We start from the raw sequence: 22,235 nt of genomic DNA on the forward strand, positions 1-22,235 counted from the left end.
GCGGGCGGGGGGCTGGGGGGGGTGCGTGCCGGCGCCGGCGGGGGGGGGCGCGCCGCGGGGCAGGGGGGTCAGCGCGGGGTGCCGGCGAGCTGCCGGGACTGGGCGACCAGCCGGTCCTCGGAGTCCCAGATCTCGGCGTCCTCCTCCAGGAATCCACCGGCGAGGTTGCGGGTGGTGATGGAGACGCGGAGCGGGCCGGGGGCCGGCAGGGCGCGGACGTGGGTGGTGAGTTCGATGGTGGGGGTCCAGCCCATCAGGCCCATCTCGAAGGCCGTGGGCGGCAGCGCGTCCACGGCGAGGAGCAGGGAGAGCGGGTCGGCGTCGCGGCCGTCGGCCAGGGCGAACCAGGCGCGCATCTCGCCGCGGCCGGAGAGGGCGCCGACGGCCCAGCCGGCGGTGGTCGGGTCCAGGCGGAGGCGGAGCCGGTCCACGATGGCGGAGCTGCCCGGGATGGGGGCGGGGCCGGAGTCGGCGCTCAGGCAGTGCTCGTAGGCGGGGATGTCGGGGAGGGCGGCGGTGGTGCGCACCTCGGCGGACTGCGCGGCGAGGTCGCCGTAGCGGGCCAGGACGCGGATGCGCTCGACCTCGGCGCCGTTCTCGTCGAACTGGTAGAGGGAGGCCTGTCCGGTGGAGAGGGTGCGGCCGGCCTTGACGAGTTCGGTGCGGATGACGGCGGGGCCGGGCACGGAGGCGCTGAGGTAGTGCGCGGAGACCGTGACGGGGTCGCGGTGCGGCAGGGCCTCGGAGAGGGCCCGGCCGACGAGGGCGAGGAGGTAGCCGCCGTTGACGGCGCTGATGATCGTCCACCCTGCGGACAGCTCGGCGTCGAAGACCCCCGGTTCGGCCGCGCCGCGCGGGCGGACGGCGGTGTCCCGGTCGAACTCGCTGTCGCCGATCGTCCCGCGGAGGGCCGGGGCGGGGGCCGGTGCCTGGGCTGCAGTGGTCATGGGAACGACGCTACACCCGGTTGCTACTAAGCGGTAGCTTTTTCTGATCGGAGTTCGCCCCTCCGGCGGGGCTCACTGCTCCTCGGCCACCGAGGAGCGCCGGTTCCAGGCGCGCGGGGCCTGCCAGTGGAAGTGCATCGCGAGCAGTCGCAAGACGAAGGTGGTGACGATGGCCAGGGCCGTGGTCAGGGCGTTCAGACTGTCGAAGGCGATGGAGACGGCCACGATGGCGGCGCCCACCACGGCGGGCACGGCGTACATCTCGCGGTCCCGCAGCAGTGAGGGCACCTCGTTGACGATCACGTCGCGCAGCACGCCGCCGCCCACCGCCGTGGCCAGCCCGAGAGCGGCCGAGGCCGTCAGGCCCAGCCCGTACTCGTACGCCTTGGTGGTGCCGGTGACGGTGAACAGGGCGAGTCCCGCCGCGTCGAAGACGTTGATGGCGCGGTTGATCCGCTGCACCTCGGGGTGGAGGAAGAAGACGCAGCCCGCGGCCACCAGCGGGGTCACGAAGAAGCTCAGCTCGCCGAAGGCGGCCGGGGGGACGGCACCGATCACCAGGTCCCGGAAGAGCCCGCCGCCGAGGGCGGTGACGAGCGCGAGGACGGCGATGCCGAAGATGTCGAAGTTCTTGCGGACCGCCAGCAGGGCGCCGGAGGTGGCGAAGACGAAGATGCCCGCGAGGTCCAGCGCGTGCTGGACCTCCGGGGAGAACAGATCGTGGAGCACCCGTTCATTGTGCGGTCCGCCCGGGGGCGCACCGACCGGCACCGGGCGGGGGCCGCTCCGGGCCGAGCGGAATTCACGCGGACGTCACGACCGGGCGGACGCGGGGGCGGTCGGACCGCGCTTCCGCGCCCGCCGACCGCCCGCCGTCCGCCCGGCCGTCCGTCGTGAACCGTCAGTCCTCGGCGGACGTCCGCTGCTCGTCCTGCTCGGCCACCGCGTCCGCCACCGCGGCGTCGGAGCCCGCGGGGGCGTTCTCCGGGTGGTGGCAGGCCACCTGGTGGCCGGTCTTCAGCGCCAACAGCGGGGGCTCGACGGTCTTACAGACCTCGGTGGCCTTCCAGCAGCGGGTGTGGAAGCGGCAGCCCGGCGGGGGCGCGATCGGCGAGGGCACGTCGCCCTTGAGCAGGATCCGGTCGCTCTTCGCTCCGCGGCGGCGCGGGTCGGGCACCGGCACGGCCGACATCAGGGCGTTGGTGTACGGGTGCATGGGCGACTCGTACAGCGACTTGCGGTCGGTCAGCTCGACGATCTTGCCGAGGTACATGACCGCGATCCGGTCCGAGACGTGCCGGATGACCGACAGGTCGTGGGCGATGATCACGTACGTGAGGCCCAGCTCGTCCTGGAGGTCGTCCAGCAGGTTGACCACCTGCGCCTGGATCGACACGTCGAGCGCGGAGACCGGCTCGTCGGCCACCACGAGCTTGGGCTTCAGCGCGAGCGCGCGGGCGATGCCGATGCGCTGCCGCTGGCCGCCGGAGAACTCGTGCGGGTAGCGGTTGTAGTGCTCGGGGTTCAGGCCCACCAGCGACAGCAGCCGCTGGACCTCCGCCTTCAGGCCGCCCTCGGGCTGCACGCCCTGGAGCTTGAAGGGGGCGCTGACGATGGTGCCCACCGTGTGGCGCGGGTTCAGCGAGCCGTACGGGTCCTGGAAGATCATCTGGATGTCGCGGCGCAACGGGCGCATCGCGGCCACCCCGAGGTGGGTGACGTCCGTGCCCTCGAACTCGATCTTCCCGCTGCTGGGCTCCAGCAGCCGGGTGATCAGGCGGCCCATGGTGGACTTGCCGCAGCCGGACTCGCCGACCACGCCGAGGGTCTCACCGCGACGGACGTCGAAGTCGATCCCGTCCACGGCCTTGACCGCGCCCACCTGCCGGCGCAGCAGCCCCTTGTGGATGGGGAAGTGCTTGGTGAGTCCGGACACCGTCAGCAGCGCCTCCGGGGAGGCGGTCGCCTGGCCGGGGACCGTGGCCACGGCCGTCTTGTCGTTGTCGGTCACAGCTTCGGCGCAATCTCTTCGGTCCAGATCCGGTTCCGCTGCTCCTGCGGCAGGTGGCAGGCCGACCAGTGCCGGGTGCCGTCCTCCTCCACCAGCTCCGGGCGGACCGTGCGGGTGAGGTTGTCCTTGGGCAGGTCCGCGTACGGGCAGCGCGGGTGGAAGGCGCAGCCGCTCGGGATGTTGATGAGGCTGGGCGGGGAGCCCTTGACCGGGATGAGGCGCTCGGTCTGGTCGCGGTCGATGCGGGGCATCGACCCGAGCAGCCCCCAGGTGTACGGGTGGCGGGGCTCGTAGAAGACCTTCTCGGCGCTGCCGCGCTCCACGCACCGGCCGCCGTACATGACCAGGAGGTCGTCGGCCATCTCCGCGACCACCCCGAGGTCGTGGGTGATCATGATGACCGCGGAGCCGAACTCCTTCTGGAGGTCGCGGATCAGGTCCAGGATCTGGGCCTGCACGGTGACGTCGAGGGCCGTGGTGGGCTCGTCCGCGATCAGCAGCTCGGGATTGTTCACCAGGGCCATGGCGATCATCGCGCGCTGGCGCATGCCGCCGGAGAACTCGTGCGGGTAGCTGTCCACCCGCTTCTGCGGCTCGGGGATGCCGACCCGGTCCAGGAGCTCCACCGCGCGGGTGCGGGCGGTCTTCTTGTCCACCTTGTGGTGGACCCGGTACGCCTCGGCGATCTGCTTGCCGACGGTGAAGTACGGGTGCATGGCGCTCAGCGGGTCCTGGAAGATCATGGCGATCTCGCGGCCGCGGAGCTTGCGCACCTCCTCCTCCGGGGCGGTCAGCAGCTCCCTGCCGTTCAGCCAGATCTCGCCGGAGATCCGCGCCTTCTGGCGGCCGTACTGGCCGACCCGGTGCAGACCCATGATGCCGAGGGAGGTCACCGACTTGCCGGAGCCGGACTCGCCGACGATGCCGAGGGTCTTGCCCTTCTCCAGCTGGAAGGTGAGCCCGTCCACGGACTTGACCAGGCCGTCCTCGGTGGGGAAGTGCACCTTCAGGTCGCGGACGTCCAGGAAGGCGGTGCCCGGGGCGCTGCCGGCGACGGGCTCGTGCACCGCTCCGGTCTTGGTCAGGTCGGTCATGACAGCCTCACTCGGGGGTCGATCACCGCGTACAGAAGGTCCACGACGAGGTTGGCGGCCACCACGAAGAAGGCGGAGATCAGGGTGATGCCGAGGATGACCGGCAGGTCGTGGTCACTGATCGCGCGGACCGCGCTGTAGCCGAGGCCGTGCAGCGAGAAGGTGTACTCGGTCAGGATCGCGCCGCCCAGCAGGGCGCCGAGGTCCAGGCCGAGGACCGTGAGGATCGGGGTCATCGTGGAGCGCATGGCGTGCTTGCCGATGACCACGGGCTCGGTGAGGCCCTTGGCGCGGGCGGTGCGGATGTAGTCCTCGTTGAGGACCTCCAGCATGGTCGCGCGGGTGAGCCGCGCGTACATCGCCGCGTAGAGGAAGGCCAGCGAGACCCACGGCAGGACCATGCCGTTGAACCACTTGCCCGGATCCTCGGCGAACTCCACGCCGGGCCGCCCGAACCAGCCGAGCTGGTCCGAGAAGAGGGCGATGGCGAGCATGCCCGTGAAGTAGATGGGGAGCGAGACGCCCGCGAGGGCCAGGCCCATCGCGGAGCGGTCCAGGACCGTCCCCCGCTTGAGGGCGGAGATCACACCGGCGGCCACGCCACCGAGGACCCACAGGACCACCGCACCGGCGGCCAGCGAGAGGGTGACCGGCAGCCACTCGGTGAGCAGCGGGAAGACTTCCTGCTCGGTCTTGAAGGAGTAGCCGAAGCAAGGCGCGGCGCAGTGCGTGACGTCGTTGCCGTTGGCGTAGGTACGCCCCGCCACCAGGCCGACGACGAACTTTCCGAACTGGACGAGGATGGGGTCGTCCAGCCCCATCTTCTGCCGGATTCCCTCGATGGCCGCGGGGTCGGACTGCTTGCCGACGAAGTACAGCGCCGGGTCGGCCCCGATCATCTTGGGGAACAGGAAGAAGATTCCGAAGGTCATCAGGGTGATGACCAACAGCATGACGACGACGGCGAAGATGCGCCGGATGAGATATGCAAGCACTGCGCTCGGCCTGGCTGCGGCCCGGGGGCGCCCCCTTCTGGAGGGCGCCCCCAGGCCGTCGCCGCGGCCATCACCTGCCCTTCGTGCCTAGCGGGTGTGGCACTGGAACTGGAACTGACGGGGTGTTACTTGACGACGCCGAGCGAGGCGTAGTCGTACCGGCCGTTGTAGGCGTCGGTGGTGTAGGCGTTCGTCAGGCGGGTGGACCGCCAGGTGATGTTCTTGTCGTAGACGAACGGCAGGTAGACCGCGGCCTCGGAGACCTTCTGGTTCATCTGCTTGTAGATGTCACCGGCCTTGACCGGGTCGGTCTCGGCGATGGCGTCGTCGAAGAGCTTGTTGATCGCCGGGTCGTTGAGCTCGGCGAAGTTGTTGTTGCCGCTCTGCAGGATGAACCGGCCGTCGACCAGCGGCTGCGAGAAGCCCTGACCGGTCGGGAAGTCGGCGCCCCAGCCCATGATGATGATGCCGTAGCCCTTGTCCTTGACCACCTTCGGCGAACCGATGATGCCCGAGGTCTGGGCGCCGTCGAACTGGTCGACGTCCGCCTGGATGCCGACCTCCTTCAGCGCGTTCTGGAGGGAGACGGCGGTCGCGACCTCGACGGGCTTGTTGTTGCGGACCGCGATGGTGGTCTTGAAGCCGTTCGGCTTGCCGCACTTGGCCAGGTGCTCCTTGGCCTTGGCGATGTTCGGCTTGCTGTCGTTCTTCAGGACCTCGTACGGGTCGTAGGCGCCGTCGGCGCCCTTGATGCCGAGCGGGAGCATGTTGGGGGCGATGTCGCCACCGGCCTGCGGGCCGCCGCGGGCGGTCTGCAGGGACTTCTTGTCCGCGGCGTAGATGACGGCCTTGCGGCAGTCGATGTTGTCGAAGGGGGCGACCTTCTGCGGCATGACGGCGTACCGGATGAAGCCGGTCTGGCCGTTGTCCAGGTTGCCCTTGTGCTCGCGCAGCGCGGTGGCGCGGGCCGCCTGGCCGATGCCGGTCGCGTTGATGTCGAGGTCGAACTCCCCGTTCATCAGGCGCTTGTCCATGTCGTCGGCGTTCGCCATGAACGTCACCGAGATGGTGTCCGGGAGGGCCTTGCGGATGGTGTCCGACTCGGCCTTGTAGGCGGTGTTGCGCGAGAGCTTCATGCTCTTGTTGGGCTCGTACGAGTCGATCTTGTACGGGCCGCTGGAGAAGGGCTTCAGGCCGTACTTGGCGCCCGTGTCCTTGTCCTTCTTCACCGGCGCGGCCGCGGGCATGGCCAGCATCTGGAGGAAGTCACCGTTGGCCTTCGGCAGCTTGAAGACGATCGTCTTCGCGTCCGGGGTCTCGATGGCCTTCAGGCCGAGCTTGTCCTTCGAGGTGTCCTTGTACGGACCCTTGTACTCGCTCTTCGGGTCCAGCACCTGCATCAGGTAGACCGGGCCGCCGGAGATGACGTCCTGGGCCCAGGTGCGCTGGATGCCGTACTTGATGTCCTGGGCGGTGACGGGGCTGCCGTCCTCCCAGAACACGTTGTCCTTGAGCTTGAAGGTGTAGGTCTTGCCGTCCGCCGAGATCTCGGGGGCGGCCGAGGCCAGGTCCGGAACGAGCTCGGTGCTGCCGGTGCCGGGGGCGGGCTTGAAGGAGACCAGGGTGCGGGCGTAGTACCGCGCGAAGTCCCACATGAAGCCGTAGTAACCGCGCTGCGGGTCCCACGAGTCGGCGTCCTGGGTACCGACGAACTTGAGCTCGCCGCCCTTCTTGTCGGACGCGTTCGACACCTTGTTGATACCGGCGTTGAAGCCGGCCGCGGCGCCCTTCCCGCCCTCCGGCTTGTCGCCGTCCTTGCCGCCCCCGCCACAGGCGGTGACGCCCAGCATGGCCGCGAGCACGACGGCCGTGCCGGCGGCGAGCCTGCGCTTCGACATGCGGTGGTTAGTCACGATGCTCGCAACCTCCGTTGTAGTTCCGGCCTCTGGAGCCGATGTTCGGGGTATTCCTGCCATCGCTAGCGCGCGCCCTTGGGGTCGAGGGCGTCACGGACGCCGTCGCCGAAGAGGTTGAACGCCAGCACGGTGATGAAGATCGCCACGCCCGGGAAGATCATGAAGAGCGGGTCGTCCTCGTACGTGCGCACGGCCGTCGCGAGGGTCTCCCCCCAGGACGGGGTCGGCGGCTTGACGCCGACGCCGAGGAAGCTGAGCGCGGCCTCGGTCAGCACATTGGTGGGGATCATCAGCGTCGAGTAGACGGTGATCGGCGCCACCAGGTTCGGCAGCAGCTCGCGGAAGAGGATGTACCCGCGGCCGGCGCCCAGGCTGCGGGCCGCCTCCACGTACTCCCGTTCGCGCAGGCTGAGGGTCTGCCCGCGGACGATGCGCCCGATGTACGGCCATCCGAAGAACCCGATGACCAGGACCAGGACGGCGATCCGCAGGCCGGAGCCCTCGAAGCCCCAGAGCTTGCTCGGGATGACGGAGATCAGCGCGATGATGAACAGCAGTTGCGGGAAGGCCAGCAGGAGGTCCATGACCCGGCTGATGGCCGCGTCCACCCAACCGCCGAAGTAGCCGGCGATGATGCCGAAGACGGTGCCCAGGGTGACCGCGACGAAGGCCGAGAGGAAGGCCACCAGCAGCGAGATGCGGGCGCCGTAGACGATCCGGCTGAAGACGTCGCGGCCGTTGACCGGCTCCACGCCCAGCAGGAAGTCCTTGCTGATGCCGCCGTAGTCCCCGAGCGGGAGGCCGAGCAGCGGGTCCAGCAGGTCCTCGTGGAGCTCGTCCGGCGGGTGGCCGAGGAGCTTGACGATCAGCGGCGCGAAGACCGCGATCAGGATCAGGAGGAGGACCACGAAACCGCCCGCGAGGGCGACCTTGTCCCGCTTGAGTCGGGTCCAGGCGATCTTCCAGGGCGAGCGGCCCTCGATCGCCTTCTGGGGTTCGGCGGCGACGACGGCTGCGGGCTCGTCCGTGCTCGTGTCGTGCAGTGGTGCCGTCATCGTGGTGGGGACCCCTCTCGGCCGACGATGGCCGGCCCATGCCCGCCGCTGTAGCGGCCTGTTCACATCGGTGTCGCTGGTGGTACGAACTGCGTCTGAAGTGCACCGGAAGGGCTGGTGGTTTCGGGATTGACCGGCCTTCGGTGGGGGGAGTCTTCATCGGGCTCACGATCACCCGCCAGACCCCTCGGGGAATGGATGCGCAACCGTGATGTGACGAGCGGGCTTCCGGTATTCGGACTGGTGGGGCGGTTGAGCGGTGCAACACGGCCCGTTGTGCGCGGATCGGACATTGCCCCCAACCCGCTCTTGACCATGGCGAATTGAGGTGGCCGGTCCGGACGACGGAACACCGGTTCCGGACATACTGTCCAGTATCCGGACTCGCCCCCGCCCAGAGTCGCGGCGCTGCCGCACGGTGGCGATCCCCCCGTTCCCGGTCGCCGTCCCCCGTGCCCGGACCGGCCCGAAGAGGACTCTGACAGGACCTCCCCGCCCCCTCCACGCTTTCGCCGGGGCTTAAACGGATTACCCCGTTCCGCAACCTCGTGCCCGCCGACCGGCGACCTCCGCACGCGGCGAGGACGGCCGGACCGGGACTGTCGCGGAACGGGGGACCGCCCTATCCTCCGGACGTGATCGAGATACGGCTCGCCCCTCGGGACCTGGCCCGGATCCGGTTCGCCCGGTCACCCCTGGAGGAACTCGTCCACAGCGTCCCGGTGCTCGCCGGGACCCGCTCCCCCGCCGTCCACCGCCCCTGGGTGACCGCGACCCGCCCCCGCGTGGACGGGCTGGACCTGCGGGCCCTGCACGCCCTGGCCGCGGGGCCGCTGGTCGTCCCCGACTTCCTCGCCCCGCCGCCCGAGCGGCTCACCGGCGAGATCGCCGACGAGGTGGCCGCCGTCGCCGCCACCCCGCCCGCCCGGGTGCGCGCCGGACTCGACGAACTCGCCCTCGCCCACCGGGGACTGCCCGACGCCCTGCGCCCCCTGTACGAGGACCCGGAGCGCGGACTCGCCCGACTGGCGGACATCCTGACCGCCTACTGGGACGCCGCGATCGCCCCCGTCTGGCCCCGGCTGCGCGCCCTCCACGACGCCGACCTCGCCCACCGGGCCCACCAGTCGGCCGCCTCCGGACTGGACCGGGTGTTCGCGGACCTGCACCCGCAGGCGGAGTTCTCCGGGGACCGGCTGCGCATCGACAAACCGGGACACCGCGCCTTCCGGGACGCCTGCGGGACCGGACTGGTGCTGGTGCCCTGCGCGTTCGCCTGGCCGAACCTGCTCGTCCTGCACAACGAGCCCTACCAACCGGCGCTCTCGTACGCGCCGCGCGGGATCGCCACGCTCTGGGAGGACACCCCGCAGGCCGCCGCGGAACCCCTCGGGGACCTGCTCGGCCGCAGCCGGGCCGCCCTGCTGGCCCACCTCGACCTACCGGTCTCCACCACCCAGCTGGCCGCCTACCTCAACCTGAGCGCGGCGGCGGTCAGCCAGCACCTCGGCGTGCTGCGCCGCTCCCGGCTGGTGACCTCCCAGCGCTCCGGCCGCTGGGTGCTGCACCGGCGGACCGCGCTGGCCTCCTCGCTGCTCTCCCCGGACGAGGACTGACGACCGACCGCGCGGGGCGGCGGCCGGGGATCCCGACCCGGACTCAGTACCGGGTGGAGTGGGCCTCGCGGTCGTAGAAGGGGCGGGCCTGGGAGCGCATCCACAGCGCCACCGGGTCGTGTTCGTCCGCCAGGGCGACCGTGGACACCGGGAGCCCCTCGGGGACGGCGGAGACGGTCTGCCGCATCATCTCCCGCGCGGACTCCACCGCCGCGGCCGAGCCCTCGTACAGGTCGAGGCCGATGGCCAGGTACGCGATGCCCAACGCGGGCTGCACCCAGACCCGGCGCAGCGACCGCACCGCCGGGGTGCGGTGCGCCTGCTGGGTCAGCAGGGCGTAGAACTGCGGCAGCTCGATGGCGGGCTCGGAGAGCCGCAGGGGTCCGGCGGGCATCCGGTCCAGGCCGGTGGCGATCCGTCGCAGGTCCGCCCACGGGATGCCGACGCCGCCGCCCTGGGCGTGCGGATTCAGCCACAGGCCCCAGCGCTCGGGGTAGAGGGCGGCGGCGACCTCGGCGCCGCTCACCTCCTCGTAGGCGCGGTTCCAGCCGCTGGCGCCCAGCTCGCGCGGGGAGGTCACGCAGGCCGCGTAGCCCTGGCCCTCCACCTGCATGCCGCCGTACCGGGCCTCGGGAGCGCCCGGCTGCCCCTCGAAGAGCAGCATCCACAGCCTGCCGCCCGCGAGCGCGTGCAGCAGTGACTCGTAGCTGTCGTAGCGCCCGGGAGTCACCTGCCGCAGCACGTGCTCGACCTGTCCGGCCTGTCCGGCCGCGGCCGTGCCTGACGCAGTCACCCGGTACCCCTCTTCTCGTCCTCGTCCGCCCGTCGTGACGCTCCCGCCGGCCGCGCGCCGCGGGGCGCGGAGCCGGTGCGGAGGTCGTGGCCAGGAAATGTAACCAGCTTAAGGGCGACTACGGCAGGTAGAAGGGGCGGACGTGTTCCGTCATCCAGTCGCCGACCGGATCCTGGGCGGCGTCGAGCAGCAGCAGGTTCACCGGCCAGGGCGGCGCGGTGCGGGCCAGGGCCCGGGAGAGGGCCTCCATGGGGGCGTTGCTGTCGGCCGCCTCCCAGCCGGTGAACCGCACTCCGATGAAGAGGACCGGCTCGCCGCCCTCGATGCTCGCCAGGCAGCGGTGCGCGGAGGCGACCACGCCGGTGGCGCGGAACTCCTCCGCGGCGGCGGTGAGGAAGTCCACCGGGTCCTGCTGCCAGTCGGGTTCGAAGAGTCGGACCCGGCCGCCGGTGGCCGGGCCGTCCAGGGGGGTGCGGCCGGTGCGGCACAGTTCGGCCACGGCGGGCGGCGGCAGCGGGACGCCGACGGTGCCCTCCGGGTTCACCGCGATGCCCAGTTGGGGCGGCAGGCCGCGGGCGAACTCCACGGCCGGGGCCACGGCGAAGGCCATGTGCGGTCCGGCGCAGCGCAGGAACTGCTGCTCGGAGCTGTAGACGGGGACGTAGGCGTCGCCGCCCACGTCCATGGTGGGGAGGTCGAGCTCCCGGCTGTCGGGGGCGCCGCCACCGGGCAGCGGGATCCAGAGCCGGCTGCGGCCGAGGACCTCCAGGATCCGACCGCCCGCGGCAGGGTTGCCCAACGAGGCCGCGAGGGTCTCCTCCAGCTCGTTGGCCGGCCAGCCGTCCCCCGCCGCTCCGCCGGCCCCGTACGTCCCGTCCTGCATGCGCGTCTTCCACCCCGCCCGTCACCGGGCTCTCCGGAGCCCCTTGCCGCTGACCCTAGGGCATCCGCCGCCGGTCCCGCCCGGTCGTGGGCCGCGGTCCCGGGGCGCGGGCCGGGGTCCGCTCCTCGCCCGTGAAGCCGATGGCCCCGAGCCGGGCGGCGGCGGGGCGGTCGAGGAGCACCACGGAGGCGCAGCCCGCGGGGGCCTTCCCGGCGGCCACGGCGGCCAGCAGGCCGGCGGTGGTCGCCCGGTGCCGGGCGAAGGCGTAGGTGGAGACCCCGCGGCCGCGGGCCGCCTGGCCGGAGAGGGCCTGTTCGGGGCTGGCGTCGAGGAGGAGCAGGTGCAGGTCCCTGTTCCGGCGGCGGGCCGCCCGGCCCAGCAGGGCGCGCACCCAGGGCTGGGTGCCGCAGTCGTGGACGACCAGTCCGGTGCCGGAGCGCAGGGCCCGCCACAGGCCGGCGTAGTGGGCGGCGCGGACCAGCGGGCGGTAGAGGGCGTACGGGAGTCGGGGCAGGCGGCGTTCCCAGCGCTCGCGGGCGTCCTGGGAGTCGATGCCGCCGCCGGGGACGGCGCGCTTCATCAGGGTGCTCTTGCCGCTGCCGGGCAGTCCGGACACCACGAGGACGTCCCCCGAGCGGAACTCCAGGCGGGCCGGGCCGCGGCCGTCGAGCCCGCGCAGGTCGAGCACGCCGAAGGGGGCCGTCAGCGCGGCTCCGGCGGGGTGCGGGCGGACCGCCCGGGGCGGGCTCGCGGGGGTCCCGGCCCACCGCTTCCACGGGCCCGGCTGGACCGGTATCCCGGCTGCCGGACCCCCGGTACTGCCGCTCGCCGGTGCTTCCGTTCTCCGCATGGTCATCGCATCCCCCTCGCCGGGTCACCGGGACCCTGCCCACTGAATGTAAAAGGACGGTAATGGCCCTCCCACGGTTCCCGGCCGGAGCGGCTCATGCAATGATGTGCGCGCCAAGCCGTACGACCAACTGCATAAAGGCCGCTTGAATCCGCGCGGGAGAGTGCCGCAGCGTCCGGATCCCGGACCTGGCTGCGGACGCCGAAGGAGCAAGTCCCTCCCTTGAATCTCTCAGGCCCCGTACCGCGCGGGCGAGGCACATCTGAAAAGCGAGCCGGGCACGGGTCACGTACCGCCGGTTCCACCCAAGGTGCAAGTCGCTGCCGTGTGCACATACGGTCGTGATGAACCTCTCAGGTTCCGATGACAGATGGGGAGGAAAGTCCTCTGCCCGTCGTGGACCCGCCTTGGAGAGCCAGCCTTATGCCGAACACCCCCCGTCTGACCGCGCTCGACGCCGTGCACCGCGCGCTCGGCGCGACCATGACCGACTTCGCGGGCTGGGACATGCCGCTCCGGTACGCCAGCGAGCGCGACGAGCACAACGCCGTCCGCACCCGGGCCGGACTCTTCGACCTCTCCCACATGGGCGAGATCACCGTGACCGGGCCGGAGGCCGTGAAGGTCCTCGACTACGCCCTGGTCGGCAACATCTCCACGGTGGGCGTGGGTCGGGCCCGCTACACGATGATCTGCCGCGAGGACGGCGGGATCCTCGACGACCTGATCGTCTACCGGCTGGGCGAGACCGAGTACATGGTCGTGGCCAACGCCTCCAACGCGCAGGTGGTCCTCGACGCGATCACCGAGCGCGCGGCGGGCTTCGAGGCCGAGGTCCGCGACGACCGCGACGCGTACGCGCTGATCGCCGTCCAGGGTCCGGAGTCCCCCGGCATCCTGAAGTCGCTGACCGACGCCGACCTGGACGGCCTGAAGTACTACGCGGGCCTGCCGGGCACGGTGGCCGGGGTCCCGGCGCTGATCGCGCGGACCGGCTACACCGGCGAGGACGGCTTCGAGCTGTTCGTGGAGCCCCGCCACGCCGAGCGGCTGTGGCGGGCGCTGACCGAGGCGGGCGAGGGCGTGGGCCTGGTCCCGGCGGGCCTGTCCTGCCGCGACACCCTGCGCCTGGAGGCGGGCATGCCGCTGTACGGGCACGAGCTGACCACCGGGCTGACCCCCTTCGACGCCGGCCTGGGCCGCGTGGTCAAGTTCGAGAAGGAGGGCGACTTCGTCGGCCGCGCCGCCCTGGAGGCCGCCGCCGCGAAGGCCGCCGAGCAGGCCCCGCGCAAGCTGGTGGGCCTGATCGCGTCCGGTCGCCGGGTGCCGCGCGCCGGGTTCTCCGTCGTGGCCGGCGGCGAGGTCGTCGGTGAGGTCACCTCGGGCGCCCCGTCCCCGACCCTGGGCAAGCCGATCGCGATGGCGTACGTCGACGCGGCGCACGCCGAGCCCGGCACCTCCGGCGTCGGCGTGGACATTCGCGGTACGCATGAGGCGTACGAGGTCGTCGCCCTGCCGTTCTACAAGCGGCAGAAGTGACGATCGCCCCTGCGGCGCCCGTCTCACCCCGCAAGACCACCGTTCATCAGCACTCCCCCGCATCCAGGAGAATCAGGTCATGAGCAACCCCCAGCAGCTGCGTTACACCAAGGAGCACGAGTGGGTCACGGAGGTGGACGCGGACGGCGTCGCCACCGTCGGCATCACGGAGTTCGCGGCCAACGCGCTCGGTGACGTCGTGTACGCCCAGCTCCCCGAGGCGGGCGACTCCGTGACCGCGGGCGAGACCTGTGGCGAGCTGGAGTCCACGAAGTCGGTCAGCGACCTGTTCGCGCCCGTCAGCGGTGAGGTCGTCGCCTCCAACCAGGACGTGGTCGACGACCCCGCGCTCGTGAACTCCGCTCCGTTCGAGGGCGGCTGGCTCTTCAAGGTGAAGATCACCAGCGGTGAGGACGAGCTGCTCTCCGCCGACGAGTACACGGCCTTCACCGCCGGCTGACCCGCCTCCGCCCCGACCGAGGGATAGACATGTCCGTTCTGAACACGCCCCTCCACGAGCTGGACCCGGACGTCGCCGCCGCCGTCGACGCCGAGCTCCGCCGCCAGCAGTCCACCCTGGAAATGATCGCCTCGGAGAACTTCGCTCCGGTCGCGGTCATGGAGGCCCAGGGCTCGGTGCTGACCAACAAGTACGCCGAGGGCTACCCGGGCCGCCGCTACTACGGCGGCTGCGAGCACGTCGACGTGGTCGAGCAGATCGCCATCGACCGGATCAAGGCGCTGTTCGGCGCCGAGGCCGCCAACGTGCAGCCCCACTCGGGCGCCCAGGCCAACGCGGCCGCGATGTTCGCGCTGCTGAAGCCGGGCGACACGATCATGGGTCTGAACCTGGCCCACGGCGGTCACCTGACCCACGGCATGAAGATCAACTTCTCCGGCAAGCTCTACAACGTGGTCCCGTACCACGTGGACGAGACCGGCCAGGTGGACATGGCCGAGGTCGAGCGCCTCGCCAAGGAGTCCAAGCCGCAGCTGATCGTGGCCGGCTGGTCCGCCTACCCGCGCCAGCTGGACTTCGCCGCGTTCCGTCGGATCGCGGACGAGGTCGGCGCCTACCTGATGGTCGACATGGCGCACTTCGCCGGCCTGGTCGCGGCGGGCCTGCACCCGAACCCGGTGCCGCACGCCCACGTGGTCACCACCACCACGCACAAGACCCTCGGCGGTCCGCGCGGCGGCGTGATCCTGTCCACGCAGGAGCTGGCCAAGAAGATCAACTCCGCGGTCTTCCCGGGTCAGCAGGGCGGCCCGCTGGAGCACGTGATCGCGGCCAAGGCCGTGTCCTTCAAGGTCGCGGGCTCCCCCGAGTTCAAGGAGCGCCAGGAGCGCACCCTGGAGGGCGCGAAGATCATCGCCGAGCGCCTGGTGCGGGACGACGTCAAGGCCGTGGGCGTGGACGTGCTCTCCGGCGGCACCGACGTGCACCTGGTCCTGGTGGACCTGCGCAACTCGGAGCTGGACGGCCAGCAGGCCGAGGACCGTCTCCACGAGGTCGGCATCACGGTCAACCGGAACGCCATCCCGAACGACCCGCGGCCCCCGATGGTCACCTCGGGCCTGCGGATCGGCACGCCGGCCCTGGCCACCCGCGGCTTCGGGGCCGAGGACTTCACCGAGGTCGCCGACATCATCGCGGAGACCCTGAAGCCCTCGTTCGACACCGAGGCCCTCAAGGCCCGGGTGTCGGCGCTGGCCGACAAGCACCCGCTGTACCCGTCGCTGTAACACCCGGCGGACCGGACCGGCGTGCAGTCGGTCTCCGGACGGCGTGAAGGGGTCCGGCCCGTGTTTTCCACAGGGCCGGACCCCTTTTCATGACCACTCATGACCAAGGCCCCGGTCGGATGCGACCTATCGCCACTGAATCATCCAAAAAATGGCAAATAGGCTCTGAATAAGGATCTACACCTCGCATCCGGCAGGACGGACACCCCCCATGGACATGAGCGCGGCGAACAGGAAGGGACTCAGTCTCTTCGCGCTGATCATGATCGGCATCGGCTCGATCTTCGGCTCCGGCTGGCTCTTCGGAGCGGGCACGGCGGCGCAGGTGGCCGGTCCGGCCGCGCTGGTGGCCTGGGTGATCGGCGCGGTGTTCATCGGCATGATCGCCATGTCCTACGCCGAGGTCGGCGCCGCCTACCCGATCCCCGGCGGCATGGCCCGGTACGGCCACCTCAGCCACGGCCCGGTGCTCGGCTTCGTCACCGGCTGGGCCGTGTGGATCGCGGTGGCCTCGCTCATCCCGATCGAGTCCATCGCGGCCACCCAGTACATGTCCTCCTGGAGCTTCGGCTGGGCCCAGGACCTGGTGGACGCCCGGAACCACCAGCTCACGGGCTTCGGCATGGGCGTTGCCCTGCTGCTGACGGTGCTGCTGTGGCTGTCCTGCTACTGGTCGGTCCAGCTGCTGGCCCGGATCAACGCCGGACTGACCCTGGTGAAGTTCGCCATCCCCGTGCTGGCCGTGATCGCCCTGGTCGCCTCCGGCTTCCACACCGAGAACTTCTCCGCCCACGGCGGCTTCGCCCCCAACGGCTGGACCGCCGTCCTGACCGCCGTCACCACCTCCGGCGTGGTCTTCGCCTTCAACGGCTTCCAGGCCGTCGTCAACCTCGGCGGGGCAGCCAAGAACCCCGGCCGCGCCATCCCGATCGCCCTGGTCGGCGCCCTCTCCCTGGGCCTGGTCATCTACCTGGCCCTCCAGGCGGCCTTCCTGGGCGCCGTCCCGCCGGAGCACCTGGCGCAGGCCGGCGGCTGGTCCGGGGTCAACTTCAACTCGCCCTTCGCCGAGCTGGCCAAGCTCCTGATGATCCACTGGGTGGTGGTGATGCTCCAGTTCGGCGCCTTCATCTCCCCCGCCGGCTCCAACATCGCCAACGTGGCCTCCGCCGCCTACATGGTGCGCAACCTCTCCGAGACCGGCTTCTTCTCGAAGAAGCTCCAGCAGACCCACCCCGTGTACGGCACCGCCCGCCCGGCCATGTGGATGAACCTCGGCTTCTCGGTGCTGCTCCTGGTCACCGTCGGCCACAGCTGGAAGACCCTCGCCCCGATCATCTCCGCGGCCATGGTGATCTCGTACCTGATCGGCCCGGTCGCGGTGGGCGTCTTCCGGATCACCAAGCCCGACCTGCCCCGGCCCTTCCGGCTGCCGCTGGCCTCCGTGCTCTGCCCCCTGACCTTCGTCTTCGCCGCCTGCGCCCTCTACTGGTCGAAGTGGCCCAACACCGGCATCGTCACCGCCCTCACCCTGCTCGCCGCTCCCCTCGCGGCCCTGGTACTCACCCGGAAGGGAGAGCGGAACCTCGCCCGCCAGTTCGCCCCGGCCTGGTGGATCGTCTTCTTCCTCGGCGGCCTGTCCCTGCTCTCCTGGCTGGGCGGCACCGACTTCGGCGGCCGCGGGACCATCCCCGGCGGCCTGGACATCGCCCTGGTGGCCGCGCTGGCCCTGGGCACCTACTTCTGGGCGGTCCGCGCGGGCGTGCGGGCCCACCGGGCCGGGCTGCCCGGCCCCGACCCGGTCCTCGACGGCTCCGACGGCCCCGCGGCCCCGGACCCGGGGAAGGACCGCGAACGTGAGCTGTCCCACGCGTAGCCGCTAGCACGCCTCCGACGGGCGAGCCGTTCACCTCCACGGGTTAGGCTCGTCTGTCGGACGAAATCCGTACACATCCCCCTCTCCTGCCCCCCCTCCACGAGCTGACAAGGGAGTCCGACCCGTGGCCATCTCCGTCTTCGACCTCTTCTCCATCGGCATCGGCCCGTCCTCCTCCCACACGGTCGGGCCCATGCGCGCCGCGCGCATGTTCGTCAACCGACTGAAGAAGGACGGCGTCCTCGCCCAGACCACCGCCGTGCGCGCGGAGCTCTTCGGCTCCCTCGGCGCCACCGGCCACGGCCACGGCACCCCCAAGGCCGTCCTGCTGGGCCTGGAGGGCCACTCCCCCCGCACCGTGAACGTGGAGACCGCCGACGACGAGGTCGAGCGGATCCGCCGGACCGGCCGGCTGCGTCTGCTGGGTGCCGAGATAGGGGACGCCCACGAGATCGACTTCGACGAGCCGAACCAGCTGATCCTGCACCGGCGCCGCTCCCTGCCGTACCACGCGAACGGCATGACCCTCTTCGCCTACGACGCCGCGGGCACCCCGCTGCTGGAGAAGACCTACTACTCCGTCGGCGGCGGCTTCGTCGTGGACGAGGACGCGGTCGGCGAGGACCGGATCAAGCTCGACGACACCGTGCTGCGGCACCCCTTCCGCACCGGCGACGAGATGCTGCGCCTCACCCAGGAGACCGGCCTGTCGATCTCCTCGCTGATGCTGGAGAACGAGAAGGCCTGGCGCACCGAGGAGGAGATCCGCGAGGGCCTCCTGGAGATCTGGCGGGTCATGCAGTCCTGCGTGCAGCGCGGCATGGCCCGCGAGGGCATCCTCCCCGGCGGCCTGCGCGTCAAGCGCCGGGCCGCCGCCACCGCCCGCCAGCTGCGCACCGAGGGCGACCCGATGCTGCACCGCAGCGAGTGGACCACCATCTACGCGATGGCGGTCAACGAGGAGAACGCGGCCGGCGGCCGGGTCGTGACCGCCCCCACCAACGGCGCCGCGGGCGTGCTCCCCGCCGTCCTGCACTACTACGTGAACTTCGTGCCGGGAGCCGACGAGGACGGCGTGGTCCGCTTCCTGCTCGCCGCCGGCGCGATCGGCATGCTCTTCAAGGAGAACGCCTCGATCTCCGGCGCCGAGGTCGGCTGCCAGGGCGAGGTCGGCTCGGCCTGCTCCATGGCGGCCGGAGCCCTGGCCGAGGTGATGGGCGGCACCCCGGAGCAGGTGGAGAACGCCGCCGAGATCGGCATGGAGCACAACCTCGGCCTGACCTGCGACCCGGTCGGCGGACTCGTCCAGATCCCCTGCATCGAGCGCAACGGCATGGCCGCGGTCAAGGCCGTCACCGCCGCCCGCATGGCCCTGCGCGGCGACGGCAGCCACAAGGTCTCCCTGGACAAGGTCATCAAGACCATGAAGGAGACCGGCGCCGACATGAAGGTGAAGTACAAGGAGACCGCCCGCGGCGGCCTCGCCGTCAACGTCATCGAGTGCTGACGGCGGAACCCGCCCCACGGCGTCGTCCACGGCGTCCCCGATCAGGACGGTACGGGCGACCGGGCCGCGCAGGGCCACGTTGAGCATGGCCTTGCCCTCGTCGGCGTTGAGCTCCTGCCAGGCCTTGCCGTCGGTCTTGGTGCTGCCGGAGATCCGGCCGGGGTCGTAGGAGGGGTTCACGACCAGGCCGAGGACCTCGCCGGTGGCGGGGTCGAGGGCGACGGCGGCGCCGCTCTTGCCCTTGAGGGCGGCGTAGCCGGCCTTCTGGACGGCCGGGTCGATGGTGGTGATGACGTTGCCGGGGTCGGCGCGCTTGCCGGTGAGCACGTCCAGGGGGTCCTTGAGGCGGCTGTCGGAGCCGTCGAGGACCTTCTCGTACAGCTTCTCCAGCTGGTTCTTGCCGAAGACCTGCGAGCTGTAGCCGGTGACGGGGGCGTAGAGCGGACCGTCGGTGTAGGTCCGCTTGTACATGAAGTTGCCCTGGTCCACCTTCTTGGAGCCGGTGACCGCCGCGCCGCCCACGATGATGTTGCCGAGGGGGCCCGCGTACCGCTGGATGGTGTTCCGTTTGTTGTTGTCGTCGTCTGCGAGGGCCTGGCCTTGGTACGCCTGCACCCAGGTGACCCGCACCAGCAGGGCGAGTACCAAGAGCAGACAGAAGACCGACGCACGCCTGATCGTCTTGTTCATCCCCCTGTGGGACGCCCGGGGCGGCCGGACCGTTCCGGTCTGCCCGGATTGTGGCGGAGTTCTCAGCTTTTCTTCATACGGGGCCGGGCGGCCGGGCCCCGCGGGGGTCGGAGGAGGCCGGCGGCGGCGCGGTCAGAGGCGTCGGGTGGCCAGGGTGAGCCGGTCGCGGGCCTCGAAGAGGGCGGCGCGGATGCCCTGCTCGTGGGCGGGGGTGAGGCGGGCGGAGGGCACCGAGCAGCTGAGGGCGTCGCGGGCCGGGATCCGGTAGGGCACGGCGACGCCGAAGCAGCGCAGTCCGAGGGTGCTCTCCTCGCGGTCCACGGCGTAGCCCTGCTCGCGGACGAGCGCCAGCTCCTCGACGAGCTGTTCGCGGTCGGTGATGGTGTGCTCGGTGACGGCTTCGAGGCGGGCCGGGAGCAGGGCCCGGACCTCCTCGTCGGCGTGGGTGGCGAGGAGGGCCTTGCCGAGGGCGGTGGAGTGGGCGGGCAGCCGGCGGCCGACCCGGCTGAAGGGGCGCAGGAAGTGCTGGGACTGGCGGGTGGCGAGGTGGACCACGTCGGCGCCGTCGAGGCGGGCCAGGTGGATGGTCTCGGTGGTGTCGTCGGAGAGCCGGTCCAGGACGGGGCGGGCCGCGGCGACGACCTCGTCCCCGTCGATGTAGGAGCTGCCGACGAGCAGGGCCCGGACGCCGATCCCGTAGCGGGTGCCGGTGGCGTCGGTCTCCATCCAGCCGAGGTCCACGAGGGTGCGGAGCAGCATGTAGAGGCTGGACTTGGGGTAGCCGACGCCCTCCTGGATCCCGGCGAGGGTGTGCAGCCCGGGGCGGGCGGCGCACCACTCCAGCAGTTCCACGGTCCGCACGGCTGACTTGACCGGGGCCGCCCCCGGCTCGGCTGTTGCCATCGTCTCTGGCCCCTCTTGTCACGCGTACGGCGCGGAAATAGAGTCCGCACCACAACGATCATTCACCTACAGGAACGCCGTTCAGCATACTGAACGCACTCCTGGGGGACGGCGTGGATCCGGGAGGCCGTGGCGCCATGGCAGCAACACCAGTCTGGAGTGTGGACCCCCGCACCGGAAAGCGACTCGGGGAGGTTGCGGCGGAGGCCACACCGGCGGAGGTGGACGCGGCCGTCACGGCGGCCCACGCGGCGCGGGGCGCCCTGGCCGGACGGGAGGCGCGGGTCGCCTTCCTGCGGGCCGCCGCCGACCTCCTGGACGCCTCGGCGGCCGAGGTGACCGCCGCCGCGGACGCCGAGACCGCGTTGGGCACACCCCGACTCACCGGGGAACTGGCCCGGACCACCTACCAGTTGCGGGCCTTCGCCGAGGTGGTGGAGGACGGCGGCTACCTGGACGTGCGGATCGACCGGGCCGACCCCTCGCTGGTGCCGCCCCGGCCGGAACTGCGCCGCTCCAAGGTGCCGTTGGGCGTGGTCGCCGTGTACGCGGCCTCCAACTTCCCGCTGGCCTTCTCGGTCCCCGGCGGGGACACCGCCAGCGCCCTCGCCGCGGGCTGCCCGGTGGTGGTCAAGGCGCACCCGGACCACCCGGCCACCTCGGAGCTGTGCGCGGCCCTGCTGCGCCGCGCCGCCGTGTCGGTGGGGCTGCCCGAGGCCGTGGTCGGTCTGGTCCACGGCTTCGGGGCCGGCCTGGAGCTGGTCCGGCACCCCCTGGTCTCCGCCGCCGGGTTCACCGGCTCGATCCGCGGCGGCCGGGCCCTGTTCGACGCGGCGGCGGCCCGTCCGGTGCCCATCCCCTTCCACGGCGAGCTGGGCTCCCTCAACCCGGTCGTGGTCACGCCGGCCGCCGCCGCGGAGCGCGCCGAGGAGATCGGCGCCGGCCTGGCGGGGGCCGCCACCCTGGGCATGGGCCAGTTCTGCGTGAAGCCCGGCCTGGTGCTGGTGCCGGAGGGACCGGACGGGGACCGGCTGGCCGGGGCCCTCGCCGAGGGCCTGGCCGGGGCCTCCCCCGGAGTCCTGCTGGACGCGCGGATGCGGGAGAACTTCCTCTCCGGAGCGGCCGAGCGGGCCGCGCTCCCCGGGGTGGCGGCACCGGTGGCCCCGGCGGCCGACGGCCCGCACGGGGTGGCCCCCGGCTTCCTGACCGTGCCGGCCCGCCGGCTCGTGGACGGACCGGCGGACGGTCCGCACGGGCTGCTGCTGGAGGAGTGCTTCGGCCCGGTCACCGTCCTCGCCCGGTACGCCGGGCCCGAGGAGGCCGGGGCGGTCCTGGACCGGCTGTCCGGGAACCTCAGCGCCACCCTCCAGCTGTCCGCGGCCGAGACCGCGGGCGAGGAGCCCGACGGCCCGACGGCCGCCCTGCTCGCCCGGATCACCGGCCTGGCCGGACGGATCCTCGTCAACGGCTGGCCCACCGGCGTGGCGGTGGCCCCGGCCCAGCACCACGGAGGCCCGTACCCGGCCGCCACCTCGCACTCCACCTCGGTGGGCGGGACGGCCATCGAGCGCTGGCTGCGCCCGGTGGTCTACCAGGGCGTCCCGGACCCGCTGCTGCCGGCCGAGCTGCGCGAGGGCAACCCGCTGGGGCTGCCACGGCGGGTGGACGGGGTCCCGGAGGGCCCGACGGCCCCGCTCTAGACACCGGCGGGCGGCGGCGCGGGGCGATGACGTGCGGGCGGCGGTGTTCGACCGCGTGCAGAGCTTCTCGGCCCGTGAGCTGGGGCAGTTCGGCGCGCCCTCGCTGATCACGCGGAC

18 protein-coding genes, 1 pseudogene and 2 riboswitches are annotated in these 22,235 nt (G+C 71.7%); of the genes and pseudogenes, 7 read left to right on the forward strand and 12 right to left on the reverse strand.

The annotated features are described in order from the left end of the window. Window positions 1-68: 68 nt before the first annotated feature. The 7 genes from ABTZ17_RS28540 to ABTZ17_RS28570 form a co-directional block, all read right to left on the reverse strand. On the reverse strand, window positions 69-947 hold the full coding sequence (locus ABTZ17_RS28540; protein WP_352198627.1) for a thioesterase family protein: 879 nt from the start codon (window positions 945-947) through the stop codon (window positions 69-71). A 72-nt stretch (window positions 948-1,019) separates the two neighbouring features. Further along, entirely contained in the window at window positions 1,020-1,676 is a 657-nt protein-coding gene (locus ABTZ17_RS28545; RefSeq protein ID WP_352198628.1) for a trimeric intracellular cation channel family protein, read from the reverse strand. A gap of 172 nt (window positions 1,677-1,848) precedes the next feature. Next, window positions 1,849-2,958 (reverse strand): ABC transporter ATP-binding protein, encoded by a 1,110-nt coding sequence (locus ABTZ17_RS28550; RefSeq protein WP_352198629.1) that lies wholly within the window; start codon window positions 2,956-2,958, stop codon window positions 1,849-1,851. Continuing rightward, on the reverse strand, window positions 2,955-4,052 hold the full coding sequence (locus ABTZ17_RS28555) for an ABC transporter ATP-binding protein (RefSeq protein ID WP_352198630.1): 1,098 nt from the start codon (window positions 4,050-4,052) through the stop codon (window positions 2,955-2,957). Before ABTZ17_RS28555 ends, ABTZ17_RS28550 begins: the two co-directional genes overlap by 4 nt. Continuing rightward, window positions 4,049-5,047 carry an ABC transporter permease gene (locus ABTZ17_RS28560; RefSeq protein WP_352198631.1) on the reverse strand — a complete coding sequence of 333 codons (999 nt, stop codon included), beginning with the start codon at window positions 5,045-5,047 and terminating at the stop codon, window positions 4,049-4,051. Before ABTZ17_RS28560 ends, ABTZ17_RS28555 begins: the two co-directional genes overlap by 4 nt. Window positions 5,048-5,172: 125 nt before the next feature. Continuing rightward, a complete protein-coding gene (locus tag ABTZ17_RS28565; protein WP_352198632.1) occupies window positions 5,173-6,945 on the reverse strand; it encodes an ABC transporter substrate-binding protein in 1,773 nt (590 codons plus the stop codon). Window positions 6,946-7,025: 80 nt separating this feature from the next. Beyond that, entirely contained in the window at window positions 7,026-8,018 is a 993-nt protein-coding gene (locus ABTZ17_RS28570) for an ABC transporter permease (RefSeq protein WP_352198633.1), read from the reverse strand. 635 nt (window positions 8,019-8,653) lie between these two features. On the opposite strand from ABTZ17_RS28570, the gene ABTZ17_RS28575 reads away from it, so the two are divergent. After that, a complete protein-coding gene (locus tag ABTZ17_RS28575; protein ID WP_352198634.1) occupies window positions 8,654-9,634 on the forward strand; it encodes an ArsR/SmtB family transcription factor in 981 nt (326 codons plus the stop codon). Window positions 9,635-9,677: 43 nt separating this feature from the next. Here ABTZ17_RS28575 and ABTZ17_RS28580 read toward each other — a convergent pair whose 3' ends face one another. The 3 genes from ABTZ17_RS28580 to ABTZ17_RS28590 form a co-directional block, all read right to left on the reverse strand. Further along, window positions 9,678-10,427 (reverse strand): enhanced serine sensitivity protein SseB C-terminal domain-containing protein, encoded by a 750-nt coding sequence (locus ABTZ17_RS28580; RefSeq protein WP_352198635.1) that lies wholly within the window; start codon window positions 10,425-10,427, stop codon window positions 9,678-9,680. 118 nt (window positions 10,428-10,545) lie between these two features. Then, entirely contained in the window at window positions 10,546-11,310 is a 765-nt protein-coding gene (locus ABTZ17_RS28585; protein ID WP_352198636.1) for an enhanced serine sensitivity protein SseB, read from the reverse strand. Window positions 11,311-11,365: 55 nt separating this feature from the next. After that, a complete protein-coding gene (locus ABTZ17_RS28590; protein ID WP_502994881.1) occupies window positions 11,366-12,166 on the reverse strand; it encodes an AAA family ATPase in 801 nt (266 codons plus the stop codon). A gap of 140 nt (window positions 12,167-12,306) precedes the next feature. Further along, a riboswitch (glycine riboswitch) is annotated at window positions 12,307-12,416 on the forward strand. Beyond that, window positions 12,417-12,540: riboswitch (glycine riboswitch) on the forward strand. Window positions 12,541-12,583: 43 nt separating this feature from the next. On the opposite strand from ABTZ17_RS28590, the gene gcvT reads away from it, so the two are divergent. The 5 genes from gcvT to ABTZ17_RS28615 all read left to right on the forward strand — a co-directional run bounded on the left by gcvT (window position 12,584) and on the right by ABTZ17_RS28615 (window position 18,825). After that, entirely contained in the window at window positions 12,584-13,699 is a 1,116-nt protein-coding gene (gene gcvT / locus ABTZ17_RS28595) for a glycine cleavage system aminomethyltransferase GcvT (protein ID WP_352198637.1), read from the forward strand. A gap of 79 nt (window positions 13,700-13,778) precedes the next feature. Beyond that, the gene (gene gcvH / locus ABTZ17_RS28600; protein WP_352198638.1) at window positions 13,779-14,159 is read left to right on the forward strand and encodes a glycine cleavage system protein GcvH; all 381 of its coding nucleotides are present in this window, start codon (window positions 13,779-13,781) and stop codon (window positions 14,157-14,159) included. 29 nt (window positions 14,160-14,188) lie between these two features. Then, entirely contained in the window at window positions 14,189-15,445 is a 1,257-nt protein-coding gene (gene glyA / locus ABTZ17_RS28605) for a serine hydroxymethyltransferase (protein WP_352198639.1), read from the forward strand. A 211-nt stretch (window positions 15,446-15,656) separates the two neighbouring features. Next, window positions 15,657-17,318, forward strand: a complete 1,662-nt coding sequence (locus ABTZ17_RS28610) for an APC family permease (protein ID WP_352198640.1) — start codon at window positions 15,657-15,659, stop codon at window positions 17,316-17,318. Window positions 17,319-17,442: 124 nt separating this feature from the next. Beyond that, the gene (locus ABTZ17_RS28615; RefSeq protein WP_352198641.1) at window positions 17,443-18,825 is read left to right on the forward strand and encodes an L-serine ammonia-lyase; all 1,383 of its coding nucleotides are present in this window, start codon (window positions 17,443-17,445) and stop codon (window positions 18,823-18,825) included. A 57-nt stretch (window positions 18,826-18,882) separates the two neighbouring features. Here ABTZ17_RS28615 and ABTZ17_RS28620 read toward each other — a convergent pair. Both ABTZ17_RS28620 and ABTZ17_RS28625 read right to left on the reverse strand, forming a co-directional pair. Beyond that, window positions 18,883-19,515, reverse strand: a pseudogene (locus ABTZ17_RS28620) (penicillin-binding protein 2); the annotation flags it as partial. A 132-nt stretch (window positions 19,516-19,647) separates the two neighbouring features. Further along, window positions 19,648-20,418 carry an IclR family transcriptional regulator gene (locus ABTZ17_RS28625; protein WP_352198642.1) on the reverse strand — a complete coding sequence of 257 codons (771 nt, stop codon included), beginning with the start codon at window positions 20,416-20,418 and terminating at the stop codon, window positions 19,648-19,650. 137 nt (window positions 20,419-20,555) lie between these two features. On the opposite strand from ABTZ17_RS28625, the gene ABTZ17_RS28630 reads away from it, so the two are divergent. Then, window positions 20,556-22,118 (forward strand): aldehyde dehydrogenase family protein, encoded by a 1,563-nt coding sequence (locus ABTZ17_RS28630; protein ID WP_352198643.1) that lies wholly within the window; start codon window positions 20,556-20,558, stop codon window positions 22,116-22,118. The last annotated feature ends 117 nt before the right edge of the window (window positions 22,119-22,235 follow it).

This window comes from Streptomyces sp. NPDC097619 (assembly GCF_040302735.1).
Lineage (GTDB): Bacteria > Actinomycetota > Actinomycetes > Streptomycetales > Streptomycetaceae > Streptomyces.

Excerpts from the sequence above, each read along its gene's own strand:
- ABTZ17_RS28610 (WP_352198640.1), top strand. The coding sequence starts at position 15,657 with ATGGACATGAGCGCGGCGAACAGGAAGGGACTCAGTCTCTTCGCGCTG.
- glyA (WP_352198639.1), top strand. The coding sequence starts at position 14,189 with ATGTCCGTTCTGAACACGCCCCTCCACGAGCTGGACCCGGACGTCGCC.
- ABTZ17_RS28585 (WP_352198636.1), bottom strand. The coding sequence starts at position 11,310 with ATGCAGGACGGGACGTACGGGGCCGGCGGAGCGGCGGGGGACGGCTGG.
- ABTZ17_RS28565 (WP_352198632.1), bottom strand. The coding sequence starts at position 6,945 with ATGTCGAAGCGCAGGCTCGCCGCCGGCACGGCCGTCGTGCTCGCGGCC.
- gcvH (WP_352198638.1), top strand. The coding sequence starts at position 13,779 with ATGAGCAACCCCCAGCAGCTGCGTTACACCAAGGAGCACGAGTGGGTC.
- ABTZ17_RS28590 (WP_502994881.1), bottom strand. The coding sequence starts at position 12,166 with ATGACCATGCGGAGAACGGAAGCACCGGCGAGCGGCAGTACCGGGGGT.
- ABTZ17_RS28540 (WP_352198627.1), bottom strand. The coding sequence starts at position 947 with ATGACCACTGCAGCCCAGGCACCGGCCCCCGCCCCGGCCCTCCGCGGG.
- ABTZ17_RS28570 (WP_352198633.1), bottom strand. The coding sequence starts at position 8,018 with ATGACGGCACCACTGCACGACACGAGCACGGACGAGCCCGCAGCCGTC.
- gcvT (WP_352198637.1), top strand. The coding sequence starts at position 12,584 with ATGCCGAACACCCCCCGTCTGACCGCGCTCGACGCCGTGCACCGCGCG.
- ABTZ17_RS28630 (WP_352198643.1), top strand. The coding sequence starts at position 20,556 with ATGGCAGCAACACCAGTCTGGAGTGTGGACCCCCGCACCGGAAAGCGA.
- ABTZ17_RS28555 (WP_352198630.1), bottom strand. The coding sequence starts at position 4,052 with ATGACCGACCTGACCAAGACCGGAGCGGTGCACGAGCCCGTCGCCGGC.
- ABTZ17_RS28625 (WP_352198642.1), bottom strand. The coding sequence starts at position 20,418 with ATGGCAACAGCCGAGCCGGGGGCGGCCCCGGTCAAGTCAGCCGTGCGG.